This window comes from Wolbachia endosymbiont (group A) of Dendrolimus pini (assembly GCF_964026835.1).
Lineage (GTDB): Bacteria > Pseudomonadota > Alphaproteobacteria > Rickettsiales > Anaplasmataceae > Wolbachia > Wolbachia pipientis.
On the sequence record NZ_OZ034702.1, the window covers coordinates 1,184,667 to 1,199,951 of the forward strand.

General features: G+C 34.2%; 11 protein-coding genes. 3 read left to right on the forward strand and 8 right to left on the reverse strand.

Translation table 11 applies throughout. From position 1 onward, the window contains the following. Positions 1-54: 54 nt before the first annotated feature. On the forward strand, positions 55-1,584 hold the full coding sequence (locus AAGD66_RS05910; protein ID WP_265041081.1) for an N-acetylmuramoyl-L-alanine amidase: 1,530 nt from the start codon (positions 55-57) through the stop codon (positions 1,582-1,584). 19 nt (positions 1,585-1,603) lie between these two features. On the opposite strand, the gene AAGD66_RS05915 is transcribed toward AAGD66_RS05910, so the two are convergent. Further along, positions 1,604-1,852 (reverse strand): J domain-containing protein, encoded by a 249-nt coding sequence (locus tag AAGD66_RS05915; protein WP_264339529.1) that lies wholly within the window; start codon positions 1,850-1,852, stop codon positions 1,604-1,606. A gap of 172 nt (positions 1,853-2,024) precedes the next feature. Between AAGD66_RS05915 and AAGD66_RS05920 the strand changes: the two genes are divergently transcribed. Together AAGD66_RS05920 and hisS are read left to right on the forward strand one after the other, a co-directional pair. Further along, positions 2,025-2,597 carry a NifU family protein gene (locus AAGD66_RS05920; protein WP_264723955.1) on the forward strand — a complete coding sequence of 191 codons (573 nt, stop codon included), beginning with the start codon at positions 2,025-2,027 and terminating at the stop codon, positions 2,595-2,597. Then, on the forward strand, positions 2,594-3,820 hold the full coding sequence (gene hisS / locus AAGD66_RS05925) for a histidine--tRNA ligase (protein WP_264723957.1): 1,227 nt from the start codon (positions 2,594-2,596) through the stop codon (positions 3,818-3,820). Before AAGD66_RS05920 ends, hisS begins: the two co-directional genes overlap by 4 nt. Positions 3,821-3,840: 20 nt before the next feature. Here the strand turns inward: hisS and surE are convergent, their stop codons facing one another. From surE to bamA, 7 genes are all read right to left on the reverse strand, one after another. After that, positions 3,841-4,593 carry a 5'/3'-nucleotidase SurE gene (gene surE, locus AAGD66_RS05930; protein ID WP_264723958.1) on the reverse strand — a complete coding sequence of 251 codons (753 nt, stop codon included), beginning with the start codon at positions 4,591-4,593 and terminating at the stop codon, positions 3,841-3,843. A gap of 1,253 nt (positions 4,594-5,846) precedes the next feature. Continuing rightward, a complete protein-coding gene (gene ffh / locus AAGD66_RS05935; protein ID WP_151808007.1) occupies positions 5,847-7,190 on the reverse strand; it encodes a signal recognition particle protein in 1,344 nt (447 codons plus the stop codon). After that, positions 7,175-8,734 (reverse strand): proton-conducting transporter membrane subunit, encoded by a 1,560-nt coding sequence (locus AAGD66_RS05940; RefSeq protein ID WP_264723959.1) that lies wholly within the window; start codon positions 8,732-8,734, stop codon positions 7,175-7,177. Before AAGD66_RS05940 ends, ffh begins: the two co-directional genes overlap by 16 nt. Positions 8,735-9,037: 303 nt before the next feature. Then, on the reverse strand, positions 9,038-11,911 hold the full coding sequence (locus tag AAGD66_RS05945; protein WP_265024503.1) for an FAD-dependent oxidoreductase: 2,874 nt from the start codon (positions 11,909-11,911) through the stop codon (positions 9,038-9,040). A gap of 45 nt (positions 11,912-11,956) precedes the next feature. Beyond that, complete coding sequence (gene fabZ, locus AAGD66_RS05950; RefSeq protein ID WP_065094742.1) at positions 11,957-12,388, reverse strand: 3-hydroxyacyl-ACP dehydratase FabZ; 432 nt, start codon at positions 12,386-12,388, stop codon at positions 11,957-11,959. Between the two features lie 4 nt (positions 12,389-12,392). Next, positions 12,393-12,944 carry an OmpH family outer membrane protein gene (locus AAGD66_RS05955; RefSeq protein ID WP_077188197.1) on the reverse strand — a complete coding sequence of 184 codons (552 nt, stop codon included), beginning with the start codon at positions 12,942-12,944 and terminating at the stop codon, positions 12,393-12,395. Further along, entirely contained in the window at positions 12,945-15,281 is a 2,337-nt protein-coding gene (bamA, locus tag AAGD66_RS05960) for an outer membrane protein assembly factor BamA (RefSeq protein WP_253303390.1), read from the reverse strand. Positions 15,282-15,285: the final 4 nt, after the last annotated feature.

Consider the following 15,285-nt stretch of genomic DNA (forward strand, 5'->3'; position numbering starts at 1 on the left):
ACTAGTATGATTTTGTCTTGTAAATTTATTCAACAACACTACTCTAACTATATAATGAAAAGTTATCTACAAAGTGTTTATGAAGATGGTATGAAAATCCAACTATCTAAAATCAACAAATATTTATTAGTTTTACTGATTACTGTCTCAGCATTTCTCATATCTGGGCAAGTATCCAGTTCAAGCAGTATCGAGAATGATTTTCAAGATTTACAAGAAAAATTACCATTATTGAAAGATCAGGATTTGTTATTTTTAGATCCAGCTTCAGCTTTAAATTATGGTGATAGGGCCGGTGAAAAAGTGTTAATGGTTATAGTTCACCATACTGAAACATCAACATTAAAAGGTACAAAAGATATGCTGAATGCTAGAGGATTGTCAGTTCATCTTATTGTCGATAGGGACGGCAGCGTTACCTTAATGGTTCCATTAGAGAAAGAAGCATGGCATGCTGGTATTAGTTATGCAAGAGTTAAGATAAATAGCAAGCTTGAAGAGCTGCAGAAGCTTAACAATTATTCTGTAGGTATTGAAATTGTAAACACAGGACTTGAGCCTTTTCCGGAAGAGCAAATGAGATCTGTTAAAGAGCTGATTTTATACCTTATGGAGCGTTTTAAAATTAAAAGGGATATGATATTTAGTCATTCTGAAATAGGAACTATAGTGCATGATCCAGAGCTTAGCTATACAATGCGTAAACCAGATCCACACAAATTGTTTGATTGGGAGTTATTAGAGAAAAATGGAATTGGATTGCACATAAGTGATAGAATAAACCCTAAAGATGCTAAACACAAAATGGGCAAAACATTGTATAAAGCAGGTGATAGAAATGAAGGTATTTTGAAATTAAAACAAAGGCTGAACAGATTTTTCTATAAGATAGAACCTTGGAATGATAAGAAAGGTAATGTAATTTTTCCTGATAATAATGCTGATTACTCAGATGAGTTTGATGAGAATTTTGTATGGGTTATTTATCAGTTTTCAATACATAATTTACCAAGAGAAATTAGAAAAGATCTACCTCTTAAACTAGAACAAGCAGATATATTTCCTGAATTCTTTAGTGAATATAGTCATGGCATTTCTTCTAGTTATCTAACCTTTAGTGAAAAAATTAAATCGACTCTACAACCATGTTTAAGCAAAGTAGATTATGAGAATTTATTATCTTCTCTTGCACAATATGAGAATAACATTTCTCCTGATGCATCTACCACTTTAATGTACAAAATTAAGTTATACTATGATTCTTATTTAAGATATCGCATATGGTCTTCACTCTATAAACCATTTAAGCTTAATGTATTGGAAGAGTTAGAGATTTTAAAGAGTGGAGTGTTATCTTTAAAATCACTAGATAGCTCTAAAGCTGCAGAAGTTTCCAGTTTAATTGATAGCTTTAAAGTAGATATTTCTTTAGAATTTCAGGGTTTTGAAAAACAGTGGTTTCAGGAGTTTAAGAATGCTTGGAGACAAGAATTTATACCTTCCCTGGAAGAACAGATAACATGGACTGCACTACATGAAGCAATATTGGAGTATTTAGAAAAAGCAAAGGAAGAAATTCGTTAAACGAAAACTTTTTTTAAGATCACTTTTTTAACAATTTATCACGTGCCGCATTTAGCTTTTGCGCAAAATATTCCGAGCCTCCCTTATCTGGGTGAACTAATTTCATTAAATTTTGATATGCTTTATTGATTTCATTTTGACTTGCCTCAGGATTCAGCCCCAGTATCTTTAATGCTTCATCCTTGGACATGTTATCACCAGTGTAATTTTCAGTACAACTTCTACTGCTATTAAATTCGTTCAAAAACTTACTCAATATAGAGTTCATCATGAAACTCATATTATTTTTTTTTGTCAGGAAAAGAAAAAATACAACAACGCTAGGCAAGACAAATGTAATTACTATGAATACTAAAAAAAGAAAAAAGATGAATGACATGTATATTTTTTTATCATTTTATGATTAAATAGTAACAATTATAATTGTCATGGTAAATAACATGTTCATCCAGATTGAAGAAACACCAAACCCAAATACGCTAAAATTCCTTCCTGGATTTGAAATTTTAAACGAAGGAGAAACGGCTGATTTTTCAAATGCAAATGAGATAAAAAATTCTAAACTAGCAGCAAATCTTTTTCAAATAGAACATGTGGTAAGAGTGTTTTTTGGTCATGATTTTATTTCAGTAACAAAATTGGGTGGAATTAATTGGGATACATTAAAAGTAGAAATTTTAACTACAATCATGGATCACTTTACTTCAGGTGGAAAAGCACTAGATAAAGAAGGAGTAAATGATAATAATATACCGGATGAAGAATTTTTCGATGAGAATGATATAGAAATTGTAAATAGAATAAAAGAATTGATGGAAAGTTATATCAAACCTGCAGTTGCTCAAGATGGTGGCGATATCAAATTTCGTGGCTATAAAGACGGGATAGTTTATGTTGAATTACAAGGAGCTTGCTCTGGGTGCCCAAGTGCTGCAATTACTTTAAAGCAAGGAGTGCAGAATATGCTGAGCTACCACATACCAGAGGTTGCGGGTATAGAGACTACACTATGACTAATCAAACAGTTAGAGGAACGAAAGACCTTCTATTTGATGAGTGGTATAAGTTTAAATACATTCAGCAAACAGCAAATAGAATCTCAAGTCTATACGGCTTTTTGCCCGCCCAAACTCCAATATTTGAGTGCACGGAGGTTTTTACAAAAACCTTAGGTGATAGCTCAGATATCATCACTAAAGAGATGTATAGCTTCAATGATAAAGGGGGAAAGAGCATAACTTTACGTCCTGAGTTCACTGCAGCGATTGTCAGGCTATTAATTGAAAAAAAACTGCAAACACCGATAAAATTATTTTCAACAGGGCCTGCATTTCGTTACGAAAGACCGCAAAAGGGAAGACAAAGGCAATTTCATCAGATAAATTTTGAGGTTTTTGGCATAGAAGATCCAAAAGCTGATATTGAATTGATATCACTCGCTCAGCACTTACTAACTGAATTTGGCATCAATAAAGATGTAAAGCTGGAAATCAACTCTTTAGGTGATGGTGAAACAATAACTAAATATAGAGAAGCTTTGATCTTGTACTTTACAAAGTATCAAAATGACCTATCAGAAGATAGCAAAAATAGGTTGATTAAAAATCCACTCAGAATACTGGATTCCAAGGATGAGAAAGATAAATCAATAATTTCTGATGCGCCTAAAATCAGCAATTATTATACGAAAGAGTCCTCAGATTTCTTTGAACAAATACTAAATGGATTAACAATTCTTGATATACCTTATACCGTAAACAATAAACTAGTTCGAGGTTTGGATTATTATTGCCACACAGTGTTTGAGTTTGTTACAGAGGATTTAGGTGCACAAGGGGCAGTTTTTGCCGGTGGAAGATACGATAATTTAGTATCTTCAGTAGGTGGAAAACACACTCCAGCAATAGGATTTGCAGGGGGTATTGAGCGCATAATGGAGTTAATCAATTATTCTCCGAAAGAAGAGCGACCTATTTACCTAATTCCAATCGGTAGAGAGGCTGAAAAACATGCTTTAACACTTGCAAATGAATTGCGCAGAAATGGTTTATATGTAATCTATGAATATAGCGGAACGCTCAGAACCCGAATGAAAAAAGCAAATCAAGCAAATGCTAAAGCTGCTTTAATCTTTGGCGATGAAGAATTGAGTAGTAAAACTTTAAAGATTAAAAACATGGATACAGGTGAAGAAAAAATAATTGCTCGCGATAACACAATAGAAAATATCTATTAGGAGCAATGCAAATGTTTTTCTCAGTCAGCTATAGAAGAAAATTCGTCTGCACAAGAATTTCTCATAGTATTCAATGTATCATAATCTGTAAAATCTAATTTTACCGGTGTAATAGTAATAAATCCTTCTTTTATTTTATTTATACTACCACTGCCTGAGTGCTCTCGAGACCAATTTAAGCTAAAAGAGCCATTCGAATTTTCAGTAAAAGTTAAATCCCCATCAATGTTATATTCACCTTGTTCAGCAAATTCTACTCCTTTTACTTTTTCCGTAGCAGGAAAATTTACACTCATCACTATGTTTTTAGGCCAACCAACCTTAACTAGCTTGGCAATAACCTTTGGTGCAAAAACCTTTGTATTGTGCCAGTCTATTTTATCATGATAAACTTGGCTTAGCGCAATAGAAGGTATAGACCTTGCAGCACCTTCCATTACAGCACCAATTGTTCCTGAATAACAAATATCGTCCCCGACATTTGATCCAATATTTACTCCGGACAATATTAAGTCTGGTTTTTTATTCATAACTTTATTTAGCGCAATAATGACACAATCTGCAGGAGTACCAGACACACTAAATTCCCTTTCACTATGTTGTTTTATTCCAATAGATTGTTTCACTGGATAATCAAGAGATCTTGCAGCTCCGCTTCTATCAGTATCTGGTGCCACTATCCATATTTCTGACGCAAAATTCCGTGCAATCTCTTTGAGTAATTTTATTCCTTCACTTCCAAAGCCATCATCGTTTGTTATCAATATTATCATATACAATACTCAGCTATACAGTTCCAAATTATGTAAACCACTGGCTGTAAATAAACTCATGAGGCTTTAAGTTTCTTTGCATAACTGTGGACTGTAACAAAGAACCTGCTGTAAATCAATGGATTTCTTGCCCAAGCCACAATTGTCATTCAATAGAAACAAAAAACTTACTTGACAAACTCCGCCAGCCCTCTTATCATGATAGTGAAGCTATTGTATTTGCTTTCGCCAATCTGCAGATTAAAAGGTAAGGATTACTTAATGTATCGGCGTCTTATGTTCAATTTTTTGCAGTATATAGATACTGTATGTCTTTACAAAACTTCATCTACATCTAGATTTTTATCTAAATAAGCTGAACGCGCTTATAAAGCGTTACAAGACATCAAAAAATGCCAATACTCGACAGAGATAGTAAAAGACTAGCTAACTCGGGGATTCTTTGTCTTTTTTTCTGCTTAGTAAATTTCTTAAACATTTGCAGCGTAGGTTAGTTGCAATTAAAAGCGGCTGAATCTCGCTTGTCAAGCGTTTAAAACATAAAAAACGCCAATATTTTAAAGCGGATAATAACCTCAGGGCTTCTTTTGCCTTTTTTTTCATTTAGTAAATTTCTTAATGTTTATAGCTAAACGACAATCGTCATCCCGCTACTTGTTAGCGGGATCTATGCTTTGAGATACCGCGAATAAATCGCGGTATGACGGTGTAATGATGGTTAAGTAATTCGTCATCCCGCTGCTTGTTAGCGGGATCTAGAGATACCGCGAATGAATCGCGGTATGACGGTTCGCGGCGGCGTGACGATAAGCTCGTCATCCCGCTACGTGTTAGCGGGATCTCTTGTTAGCGCCGCGGCGGTATGACGGTTCGTGGCAGCACGATAAGCTCGTCATCCCGCTACGTGTTAGTGGGATCTCTTGTTAGCGGATGAGATACCGCGAATGAATCGCGGTATGACGGTGTAGATAGTATCCCGCTGCTTGTTAGCGGATGAGATACCGCGAATGAATCGCGGTATGACGTGTTGAAACAATCCGATAAGGTAAGCCTCGTCATCCCGCTACGTGTTAGCGGGATCTAGAGATACCGCGGCGGTATGACGTGTTGCTTGGGTCAGCTATAGTATTTCTTAAAATTAATAATAAATTTCTTGGCTAGCAAGAAGCTGTAAATTTTTTTGCGAGACCTAAGCCGCTTTTGATATAGCTAAAGGTTTACTGATGATTTGTCTCATTCCACTACCTGCTGACTTACTTTCTGCTTAGCATATCCATCAAATCAGATTCTTTGAGTTTACTATGGTCAACTTTACTGAACTTATTTACCATAGAGCTCATTTGATTATACTGCTTAATTAGAAGATTAATGTCAGTTACAGTTGTTCCGGACCCCTTAGAAATTCTAAGTCTTCTTTTGCCATTTAAAATATCTGGATTTTGCCTTTCTTTTTCAGTCATTGAGTTTATGATGGCTATATATTTTTTCACTTTATTGTCATCTGGCACACTGCTACTTAGCTTTTTTGTAAATGAACTAGGAATGAATTTCATTATGTTGCTAATGCCATCCATTTTACTCAGAGTTTTTAACATTCCCACTAGGTCGTTTAGGTCGAATTTACCTTTTTTCACTTTCTTTTGTAACTTATCAATTTCTTCCTGACCAACAATCTCAGCAGCTTTTTCAACCAATGAGACAACATCACCCATGCTAAGTATTCTTTTTGCAATTCTATCTGGATAAAAATCATCGAGGTCACTTAATTTTTCACCACAAGCAATAAATTTAATTGGACAATCGGCGATCATTTTCATAGAAAGAGCAGCACCACCACGTGCATCACCATCAACACGGGTAAGAATAATGCCGGTTACACCTATTACCTCATTGAATGATTTGGCAATGTTGACCGCATCCTGGCCTATCATTGCGTCGGCTACTAAAATAACTTCTGCAGGTGAAGCTATTTCCTTTACGGCTTTCAACTCATTCATCATATTATTGTCAATATGAAGCCTGCCTGCAGTGTCTAGTATTAATACATCATAATTATCGTTCTTTGCTGCTGCCAGTGCCCTTTTTGTAATTGTAATGGGCTTCTCATCTATTACTACAGGTAAAGTTTGCACATCTATTTGTTTACCTAGCACTTCAAGTTGTTTCTGGGCAGCAGGCCTATAAATGTCTAAAGAGGCAAGCATCACTTTTTTCTTTTGCTTTTTTAGTTTTAAAGCAAGCTTTCCTGAGGTAGTTGTTTTACCTGCACCTTGTAAGCCCACCATCATAATCACAGCAGGGGGTTTAACTGCTAGATTTAAGTCACTTTTCTCTGATCCGAGAACTGCAACTAAATTATCCTGTACAATTTTAATTATCATTTGTGCTGGAGAAACACTTTTTATGACTTTTTCCCCAATCACTTTATCTTTAATGTCGTTGATGAATTTTTTTGCAACTTCAAGTGAAACGTCAGCTTCAATTAAGGCTATGCGTATTTCACGCATGGCAAGATTAAAATCATCTTCAGAAATGATTGACTTTCCTCTCAGTTTACTAAATACAGAATTTAAACTTTCAGTTAACGATTTAAACATAATAGCATTAGTAGAATACTCATTAAAAAGAGAGAAGAAGCTGAAACAAAACTCACTGAGTTATAACCCAGCACTTCTTTAAGTTTAGTAATATTATTAAAGTATAAACCAGTAAGTGGATTAGTCAAGTTTTGCACTACGCTGGCAAACATTTCTCTAGTTTTAGAGACTAACTGATTGAACAACAAGACAATATAGGATATGAAAGTTCTAAAAATCCAATCAACATCCATTTTAAAATTTACTCTCGGGTAAAATAACTTGCGTAAAGGAATAAACAATAAAGTGGTACATAGTAACAAATTAAATTGCGACAAAATATTTTTTGTGTTGTACACAAAATCGAAAATCGAAGGTTTATTGTAAATAGGTAAGTAAGGATTGCCAGCGATTACGCATATAAATGCTAAAATAATCATAGTCATTTTGCCTCCTCTCTCTGCTAAAGGTTTTGACTTACTTTTTGCAATAAATAAGTAATAAAGAAACTTTAGCCCCACGCTTAAATAAAGCAGCAAATTTAGAAGCTTATATAAATTTTTATACCCTTTTAAGGCAACAGTGTTCATTTCAATTTCAGCTGTGATATATGATTTACTGATAAATCCAACGGTTCCAGGAAATGCAGCCATTGTAAGTATTGCGATTATAGCACACATGCCTTCCACTGACATCAGTTTACCCACTCCATTAAAACTAATTGTTTTTGTTTGTGAAATAATCGAATTACTGACCACAAACAATAATGATTGATAAACAAGAGAGAAGATTATATGCAGTATCAAAATTGGTATTGCTTTTTCCGAAGGACTGAGCAAACTTCCTGCAATAATCAGCAAGCCCATTTGTCCTACAACGTTATAGCATAAAAATCTACGAATATTTTGCTCAAGAGAAGCAAATATAATGCTGTAAATTGCAGTGATGGCGCCTACAAGCGCTAACATTTCAGTACAATCTTGCCATAGGTTATAAGTGTGTAAAAGCATCACTAAAAAAGAGACTTTAGTGGTAAATAAAGAGAGATATGTGGTGCCATGTAGCGATGCAGCAGGATATGCATCAACAACCCAAAATGAAAAAGGAAAACAAGCGCAGTTTATCAATAAACCCAAAATTATCAGGTTAGTGCTTTGAAGTGCCAATCCTGCTATTAATATAACTCCAACGAAAAAGTGTACACAAGCGTACCTTATTGCAGGTCCACTATCTCTACAGCTAGCTGCGATAATAAAAAATGCACTGATGGTCATTAATTCACAGAATATTATAACCAATATCATATGTTCAGATAAAACTGCATAAAGTGAACTAATAGTGTAAGCAGCAAAAGATAGCATCTCTGAAAAAGTCAAATTTTGTGCTGGTAGAACAGCTAAAAATGCAACTGATAAAAAAGATATTAGTATGGTACGAAAAGATAAATCAAAATCTAGAATTGGGAGAGACCAATTTACTGCAATGCTCAAATTTTCAGGTAATTTTAGGACTATAACTATTAATACAGTCAGTAGAAGTAACAGTGACGATTTATAAAGTTGCACAATAATTAAAACCAATATGGTTTATGCTATCTCAATATATGAATAAAATCAATTTGCATATTAACCACTAATTAAACTAATTATCATATAATTATATCAGAGTTTAGAGGGTTATAGAGAAACCGGTCAGATTAGGTTTTTAATCTAATCTGACCGATAGCTTTAATAGTGAGGTAAGCTTTAATATAGCACTCCTAATTCATAACGCTACACTCGTGCATAATTTATTTTTAATTTGTGCACGAGCGTTAGTAAATTATTTACTTTTTGAAATAAAATTTGGCATCACTTTAATATTGAGACTTAGTAAACCTCAGTAGGTCTGCCAGTTGGGCCCATAAGAATTATTTGCTCGCCTTCTCTTAAGTGTCTGCATAAATTAGTGGAGCCGCCGATTTCCAGCACAATAGTGGAAATAATTCCTTTTTTTTTGTCTACTTCAGTGCCAGTCACAGCTATACCTTCCATAGCAAGGTTAGTTTTTCTGCTATTGGTTTCAAAATTTTGCAACCTAAAAAATTGTCCAGGTTTAAAATTCTTTGCCGCAAGAGGTGCTTTAATCACTATTTCTATCACTTTATCTGTTAAATATTGAACTTTTATGACTTTTGCAGCGAATTGCTCTTTGATTCTATTGAAGAATTCTTTGTTAGCCAGATCTTCAATGCTTGACCACGCATTTTTTTTCTGGCCCACAACATCACACACTGGAATGACAGAAACGAAGCTATTAACTCTATTCAAAAGCTGGGAAATAATAGGGTAGCCGTTCTTAGCACTTGCCATAGCTTTCACGACGCTACCGCTATACGAAGGGTGAAGATCACCAAAAAAGCTGATTGTTTTATTGCCTTGCTTATACACTAATATTCTATCTTTATTTTGCATTTTTGGAGAAAATATTGGATCTATTTCTTTTCCCAATGAATTCAATTGAGTAAAATACCCATTACTTAATTTAAAATGCTTTTCATCTTCTGTTGCAATAACCGTATTTGGCTCAGTACCTGCTGCTATAAAAATAGAACGTGCTTTTATACGTTTGATTTCGCCGGATTTTGTGTCTATCAGTTTTATTGACTCAGCATGGTTATATTTATCCGTCACAACTTCAACTGGCTCTAAGTTTTCAATAAAGTAAATTCCTTCTGACAGTGCATTTTGCACCTCTTCGCTATTTAATCGATAACTCGGTGAATCTTTTAGCTCTTTTCTATATATAACTTTCACTCCCCCGAGGCTCTGCATCAACTCTAATATTTTTATTTCTCTACTCTCTTTTTTTGCTAATTCTTGCTCTGCTTGGATCAACTTTGCATGCGATATGAGCCCATTCGCAATTTCGTGCTCTTCTTCTGTCCAATCTTTTTCAACACAGTCCTTTCCATACTTATCAACTAATATCTCATAACGAAGAAGAAATTTTTTTACTTGAATTGGATAATACGCTAAAGCTTCAGTGGCAGTGTCAATCGCAGTAAGCCCCGCACCTATGACAACTATCGGCATGCGAACTTGCAGATTTGCTATAGAATCGAATTTAAGAGCGCCAGTCAGTTGTAACGACATCAGAAAATCAGATGCCATGCGTACTCCACGAGCTAGTATGTTTTTTATTTTGATCATTCGTGGCTTACCAGAGCCAAGTGCTAGGGCGATGTGATCAAAACCCAAGTTGAAAGCATCATCAACATTAATCGTGCCACCAAAACGAATGCCTCGATAAAGTGCGAAATTCTCACGTCTTTCCAGCAGTAATCTAATAATCTTTAAGTAATTCTTATCCCACCGAGAAGTAATGCCATATTCTGCCACCCCACCAAACCCATCTGCCGTGCGTTCACTCAATTTTTCGTGTTTGAAATCTTTAATTAGCTGGAAATTATCGATCAAAGGTTCAATCTTTAGTCCATCAATGGCGATAACGTTATGCCCATCATTCAACAAATGATGAGCTAAATTAAAACCAGCAGGACCAAGGCCTACAACTAGAACGTTTTTTCTGGTGTTTTCTCTTGGCAATGAACGCTGAAAATTTAAAGGATTCCAACGGCTGAGCAGAGAATATATTTCAAATCCGTACGGTAAACTGAGCACATCATCCAGAATCCTTGTTTCAATTGCTGGCACATTTACGGGTTCTTGTTTTTGATATATGCACGAATTCATGCAGTCATTGCATATTCTGTGTCCAGTAGCCGCGCATAATGGGTTATCTATCATCACAATTGCAAGACTTGCTATGCTGTACCCTTCGCTTTTCACCAGATTCATTTCTGATATTTTCTGCTCTAGTGGGCAGCCGTGCAGTTCAACTCTAAGTGGAGACTTTTTGAAAGTATTGTCATCATTAATTAGCCCCTTTGAGCAGCTATCCTTACTTTGCTTATGACAAAATATGCAGTAATGAGCATTATCCAATGCTTTATCTAAACTAGCCTTTTCACTTGTTAGGTCAAAACCGTATCGTCTTTTTACTTCATTTGAATACAGCACTTCAACTTTGTCTACTTCTTTTTTAGAAAATGGTATGAGGTTTTCGTGGTCAATTTTTTTATGTATGCTAAATAATATGCTCTGTTTATTTTTTACTCTCCACACTGCATATTGTGCTGCAAGTTCTATTTCTTCTTTGTGATTTTCTTTATCTTCAAACCAATGCATCACCTGCTCAGCAAAATTTTTTTCTGTTGTTGGCAAAGTGAGAAAATGACTTAGTTTGTTAGTAATATCTATATTCGCCACATTAGTGTATTTCTTCAATGCATAGCGTTGGACAAATAATCTTTTGCACTTATATATTACAGCAAAGTCATTGTGCTTTTTCTTTAGCTCCTCTATTTCTTTTTCAACATTGAAAAGTTTTGCAATAAATTCATCAAGTAAATATGAGAGGTCTACTATTAACTGACTATCTGTCATCCAAGTAGCTGACCGTCCTTCTTGTTTTCTAGATCCCAGTGTCAAGCACTGGGATGACGGGGGGTGACACTGGGATGATGGGAGGTGACACTGGGATGACATCGAAGAAGAAGCTGCTTTTTCTCTTGCTTCAATTAATGAACAAAACAAGCTCTCATCACATGATTTGATATAATTCAAAAATGTCTCATCTAATTTTATTAATCCATTGCGAGTATATAGATTAGAAAATGAGATGTTGAAATTCAGCTTCATTGCTATACTATACAGTGTACATGCTGTTTCTTACAGATGAAGATTTTATTTATTTTGCAATACTGCTGAGATTGTTGCTTCTGCAACTTTTTCTTCGCTAACAGATGCAATACACCTAAATTTGTGTACACCTAAACACACACTTTGAATGTTAGCTTGAAGAATCAATGTGTCCCCTGGAGTAACTAGCTTTCTGAATTTTGCATTTTCAATGGATCTCAAGTAAACAACTTTATTTTCTATTGTTTCTTTACCTAGAACACATATAGCAGATGCCTGAGCTAGAGATTCAATTATCAAGACTCCTGGCATTATTGGATGACCAGGGAAGTGGCCAATAAAAAATGGCTCATTGAAAGTCACATTTTTGATTGCTTTTATACTTTTACCAGGATCACACTCTATAACTCTATCTACTAAGAGAAACGGATAAGAATGTGGTAATATTTTTATAATATCACTGATATTAAATTGCATAAGCCTACTCAATGCCTTTCAAAGCAAATTCAGGTATTTTCTTGTTTATATTGTTTAATACCACATCTGATAAATCAACTTCATCCATGGAGTATAAAACTTGGTTCTTTTTTGAAATAAATAGTACCAAATCTATGTTGTTTTTTTCTGCCGTTTTTTTAGCGACTTCTTTTATCTTGTTAAAAACACTCTCTACTGCGTCTCTATAGCTTTCTTCTAAATGTAACATTTTTTTAGCGTAATTATCTCTAGTATTTACAGTGTGCTTATTAAACTGTTCTGTCTTTTCTTTTTTTGCTTCTTCTGACAAAAGTTCAAATTCTTCTTTTGATGGCTTAAGTTTTTCTAACTCACTTTCAAATTCTTGTTGTAATCTAGAATTCTGCTCCTTTATTTGTTGTTGTATATTTTGCAGAGCAAGAGATTCATTGATGACTTTGTCACTATCGATAATTGCAGCTTTTGTGTTCTGAGGTTGATATCCTACAAACTTATACCCCACAAATAAGGAAATAATTAAGGCAATAACTGATATAAATAACTGTATATATTTCATTCAAATCCCCGCTTCAATAGAAAATTTAACATTTGGTGATGGTATTATATCATAAGATTCCTTTACTAAAGGAAACCCGAAATCCAATCTAAGTCTACCAAAAGGAGAAAGCATTGAAAAGCCAAAACCTGGTGACACTCTCACAAGCTTGCTATCGTAGTATTTCCCTTCATACTTCTTATTTTTATCATCTAAGCCAAAAAGTGTTGCATAGTCAACAAATAGTGAGCCTTTGATACCAGCATAGTCATATAGTTTTGGTAGAGGAAAATCCACTTGCTGTGTTAGATTAAAATAAGTTTTGCCTCCTAATGAGCTTTTATTTTTGTCTTCTGCTCTTGGTCCAATACCGGAAAGGTCAAACCCTCTAATCTCATTACCCCCTTTAAAAAAGTGCTGGCCAATGTTTAGATTTTCATCAGTATAAGAAAAAATATGACCTGCCGCCATCTTAAAGCGTAGCGTTATATCATCGTCAATTTTGCTTAATATAGGGTGCGTATAAAAAGATAAGAATTCAGATTTTAGGAAATTCACGTTTCCTCCCAATCCTGAAATATCCTGACTTAAGCGCAGTAAATACCCTTCTTTTGGAGCATATAGATTATCCAGTTTATTATATGCCAACGTGTATCCCACTGATGAAATCTGATGTTTACCTTTTCGGTCCAGTATTATTTCAGAGATATCGGTGTCTTGTCCACCCTTATTATCCATGTGTATATGATTATACTTATAAGAATAGCGAAGGGAATTAGTTAAGTTCTCTGTGACTTTATATGATAACTTTGTAAAAAATCCCATATCGCAACTATCAAAAGTAGTGTTTGGTTTATCTTGTTTTTCATAAAATACACCCATGCCTAGTGACGTATCAGAATCGTTAAAATTATTTTCAACAAACTCTAAATCAGTAGAAAATACGTATTGACTTTTTTCAAGAGCAAAAGAGAGCTCTTTTCCAGTACCAAATAAATTACGGTCTTTGAGGTCAATTTTAATCAATGCTCCACCAGGAAGAGACACACCTCCTCCCAAATACAACGAAGTAGTGTTTTTTTCTTTAACACTTAAGTCAAGATTTACTGCATTATCATTAACTGCATAACTATTTACTTTCACTGTTTCAAAAAAATCACTACTCATTAGTTTTTTACGTGACTTTTGAATCTCAGATATATTGTACGCATCACCTTCTGCTACACTTAGCTTACTTCTGATCACTTTATCTAAAGTGCGATCGTTACCATCAATTGTAATTTGATTTATATAAATCTTTTTACCCGGCAGCACTCTGTAGGTTACATCTACAACATTGTCACGTTGTGCATACTCTGGATTAACTTTTGCAAATATATATCCTTTCTCATTTAAATATTTGTTTATTTTTTCTACTGTATTATTAATTTTAACTCTATTAAATATCTTATCGTTTTCCTCTGTTATAAAATCCAATATTTCTTCTTTTAGGCTCAAATCCTGAATTTCAGTTTCAATATTAACCTCATTATTTCCAAATAAATACTGCTGTCCTTCGTCAATCAAAAAAGTTAACTCTGTTTGATTGTTATTATCAACCTCAACAATTGGTTGAATATTATTTTGAATATATCCTTTAGATGAATAAAAATGATCGAGCAATTCTGTGTTAATCAATAGATATTGCGGTGAATAATGATTTCCGCCTTTAAAAATAGCTCTAAATAACTTACTAAATATGTCATTACTATGTCTTTTGATAACTTGCTCTAGCTCATTTTCAGAAAAGTTTTTATTGCCTATAAATCTTATATCCTTAATTTTAGAGGTTTTGCCTTCTTTTATTTTAAAAATTAGATTGACCCTATTGCCATCAAGCTTATTCAGGTCATATTCAATTTTAACACCAATCTTACCGTTATTTCTATAAGTAGTGACTAAATTCACTAAATCGTTTTGCAATTTTGTTTCAGTTAAAATAGTTAGCGACTTTGATTGAATCACATTACTTAGCAGCTCTTTGCTGTTAAATAACTTATTGCCTTTTAACACTACCTTGTTAATCAGTGGATTTTCTTGAATTTTTATTACTAAATTTTTTTTATCATCTATGTAAGCATTAACACTAGCAAATAACTTTGTTTTATATAGATCTTTTATAATTGAGTCTATATCATCGTCGTTTATATAATCACCAGATTTTAGTTTTATATAGAACCCTATTGTCTGGTTGCTTACCCTCTCATTACCAATACATTTGACATCTTTCACCTGCACTTTTTCCGCAGTTCCTAAAGCAACAAGCAGGGCAGGAAAAGAAATAAAAACCACTACCAGTATATAAAATAGCTTTTTCATATTT

What these genes read in the sequence shown, in the direction of transcription:
- AAGD66_RS05920 (WP_264723955.1), top strand. Translation starts at nt 2,025, where the DNA reads ATGTTCATCCAGATTGAAGAAACACCAAACCCAAATACGCTAAAATTC.
- ffh (WP_151808007.1), bottom strand. Translation starts at nt 7,190, where the DNA reads ATGTTTAAATCGTTAACTGAAAGTTTAAATTCTGTATTTAGTAAACTG.
- bamA (WP_253303390.1), bottom strand. Translation starts at nt 15,281, where the DNA reads ATGAAAAAGCTATTTTATATACTGGTAGTGGTTTTTATTTCTTTTCCT.
- AAGD66_RS05915 (WP_264339529.1), bottom strand. Translation starts at nt 1,852, where the DNA reads ATGAACTCTATATTGAGTAAGTTTTTGAACGAATTTAATAGCAGTAGA.
- surE (WP_264723958.1), bottom strand. Translation starts at nt 4,593, where the DNA reads ATGATAATATTGATAACAAACGATGATGGCTTTGGAAGTGAAGGAATA.
- AAGD66_RS05955 (WP_077188197.1), bottom strand. Translation starts at nt 12,944, where the DNA reads ATGAAATATATACAGTTATTTATATCAGTTATTGCCTTAATTATTTCC.
- hisS (WP_264723957.1), top strand. Translation starts at nt 2,594, where the DNA reads ATGACTAATCAAACAGTTAGAGGAACGAAAGACCTTCTATTTGATGAG.
- fabZ (WP_065094742.1), bottom strand. Translation starts at nt 12,388, where the DNA reads ATGCAATTTAATATCAGTGATATTATAAAAATATTACCACATTCTTAT.
- AAGD66_RS05945 (WP_265024503.1), bottom strand. Translation starts at nt 11,911, where the DNA reads ATGAAGCTGAATTTCAACATCTCATTTTCTAATCTATATACTCGCAAT.
- AAGD66_RS05910 (WP_265041081.1), top strand. Translation starts at nt 55, where the DNA reads ATGAAAAGTTATCTACAAAGTGTTTATGAAGATGGTATGAAAATCCAA.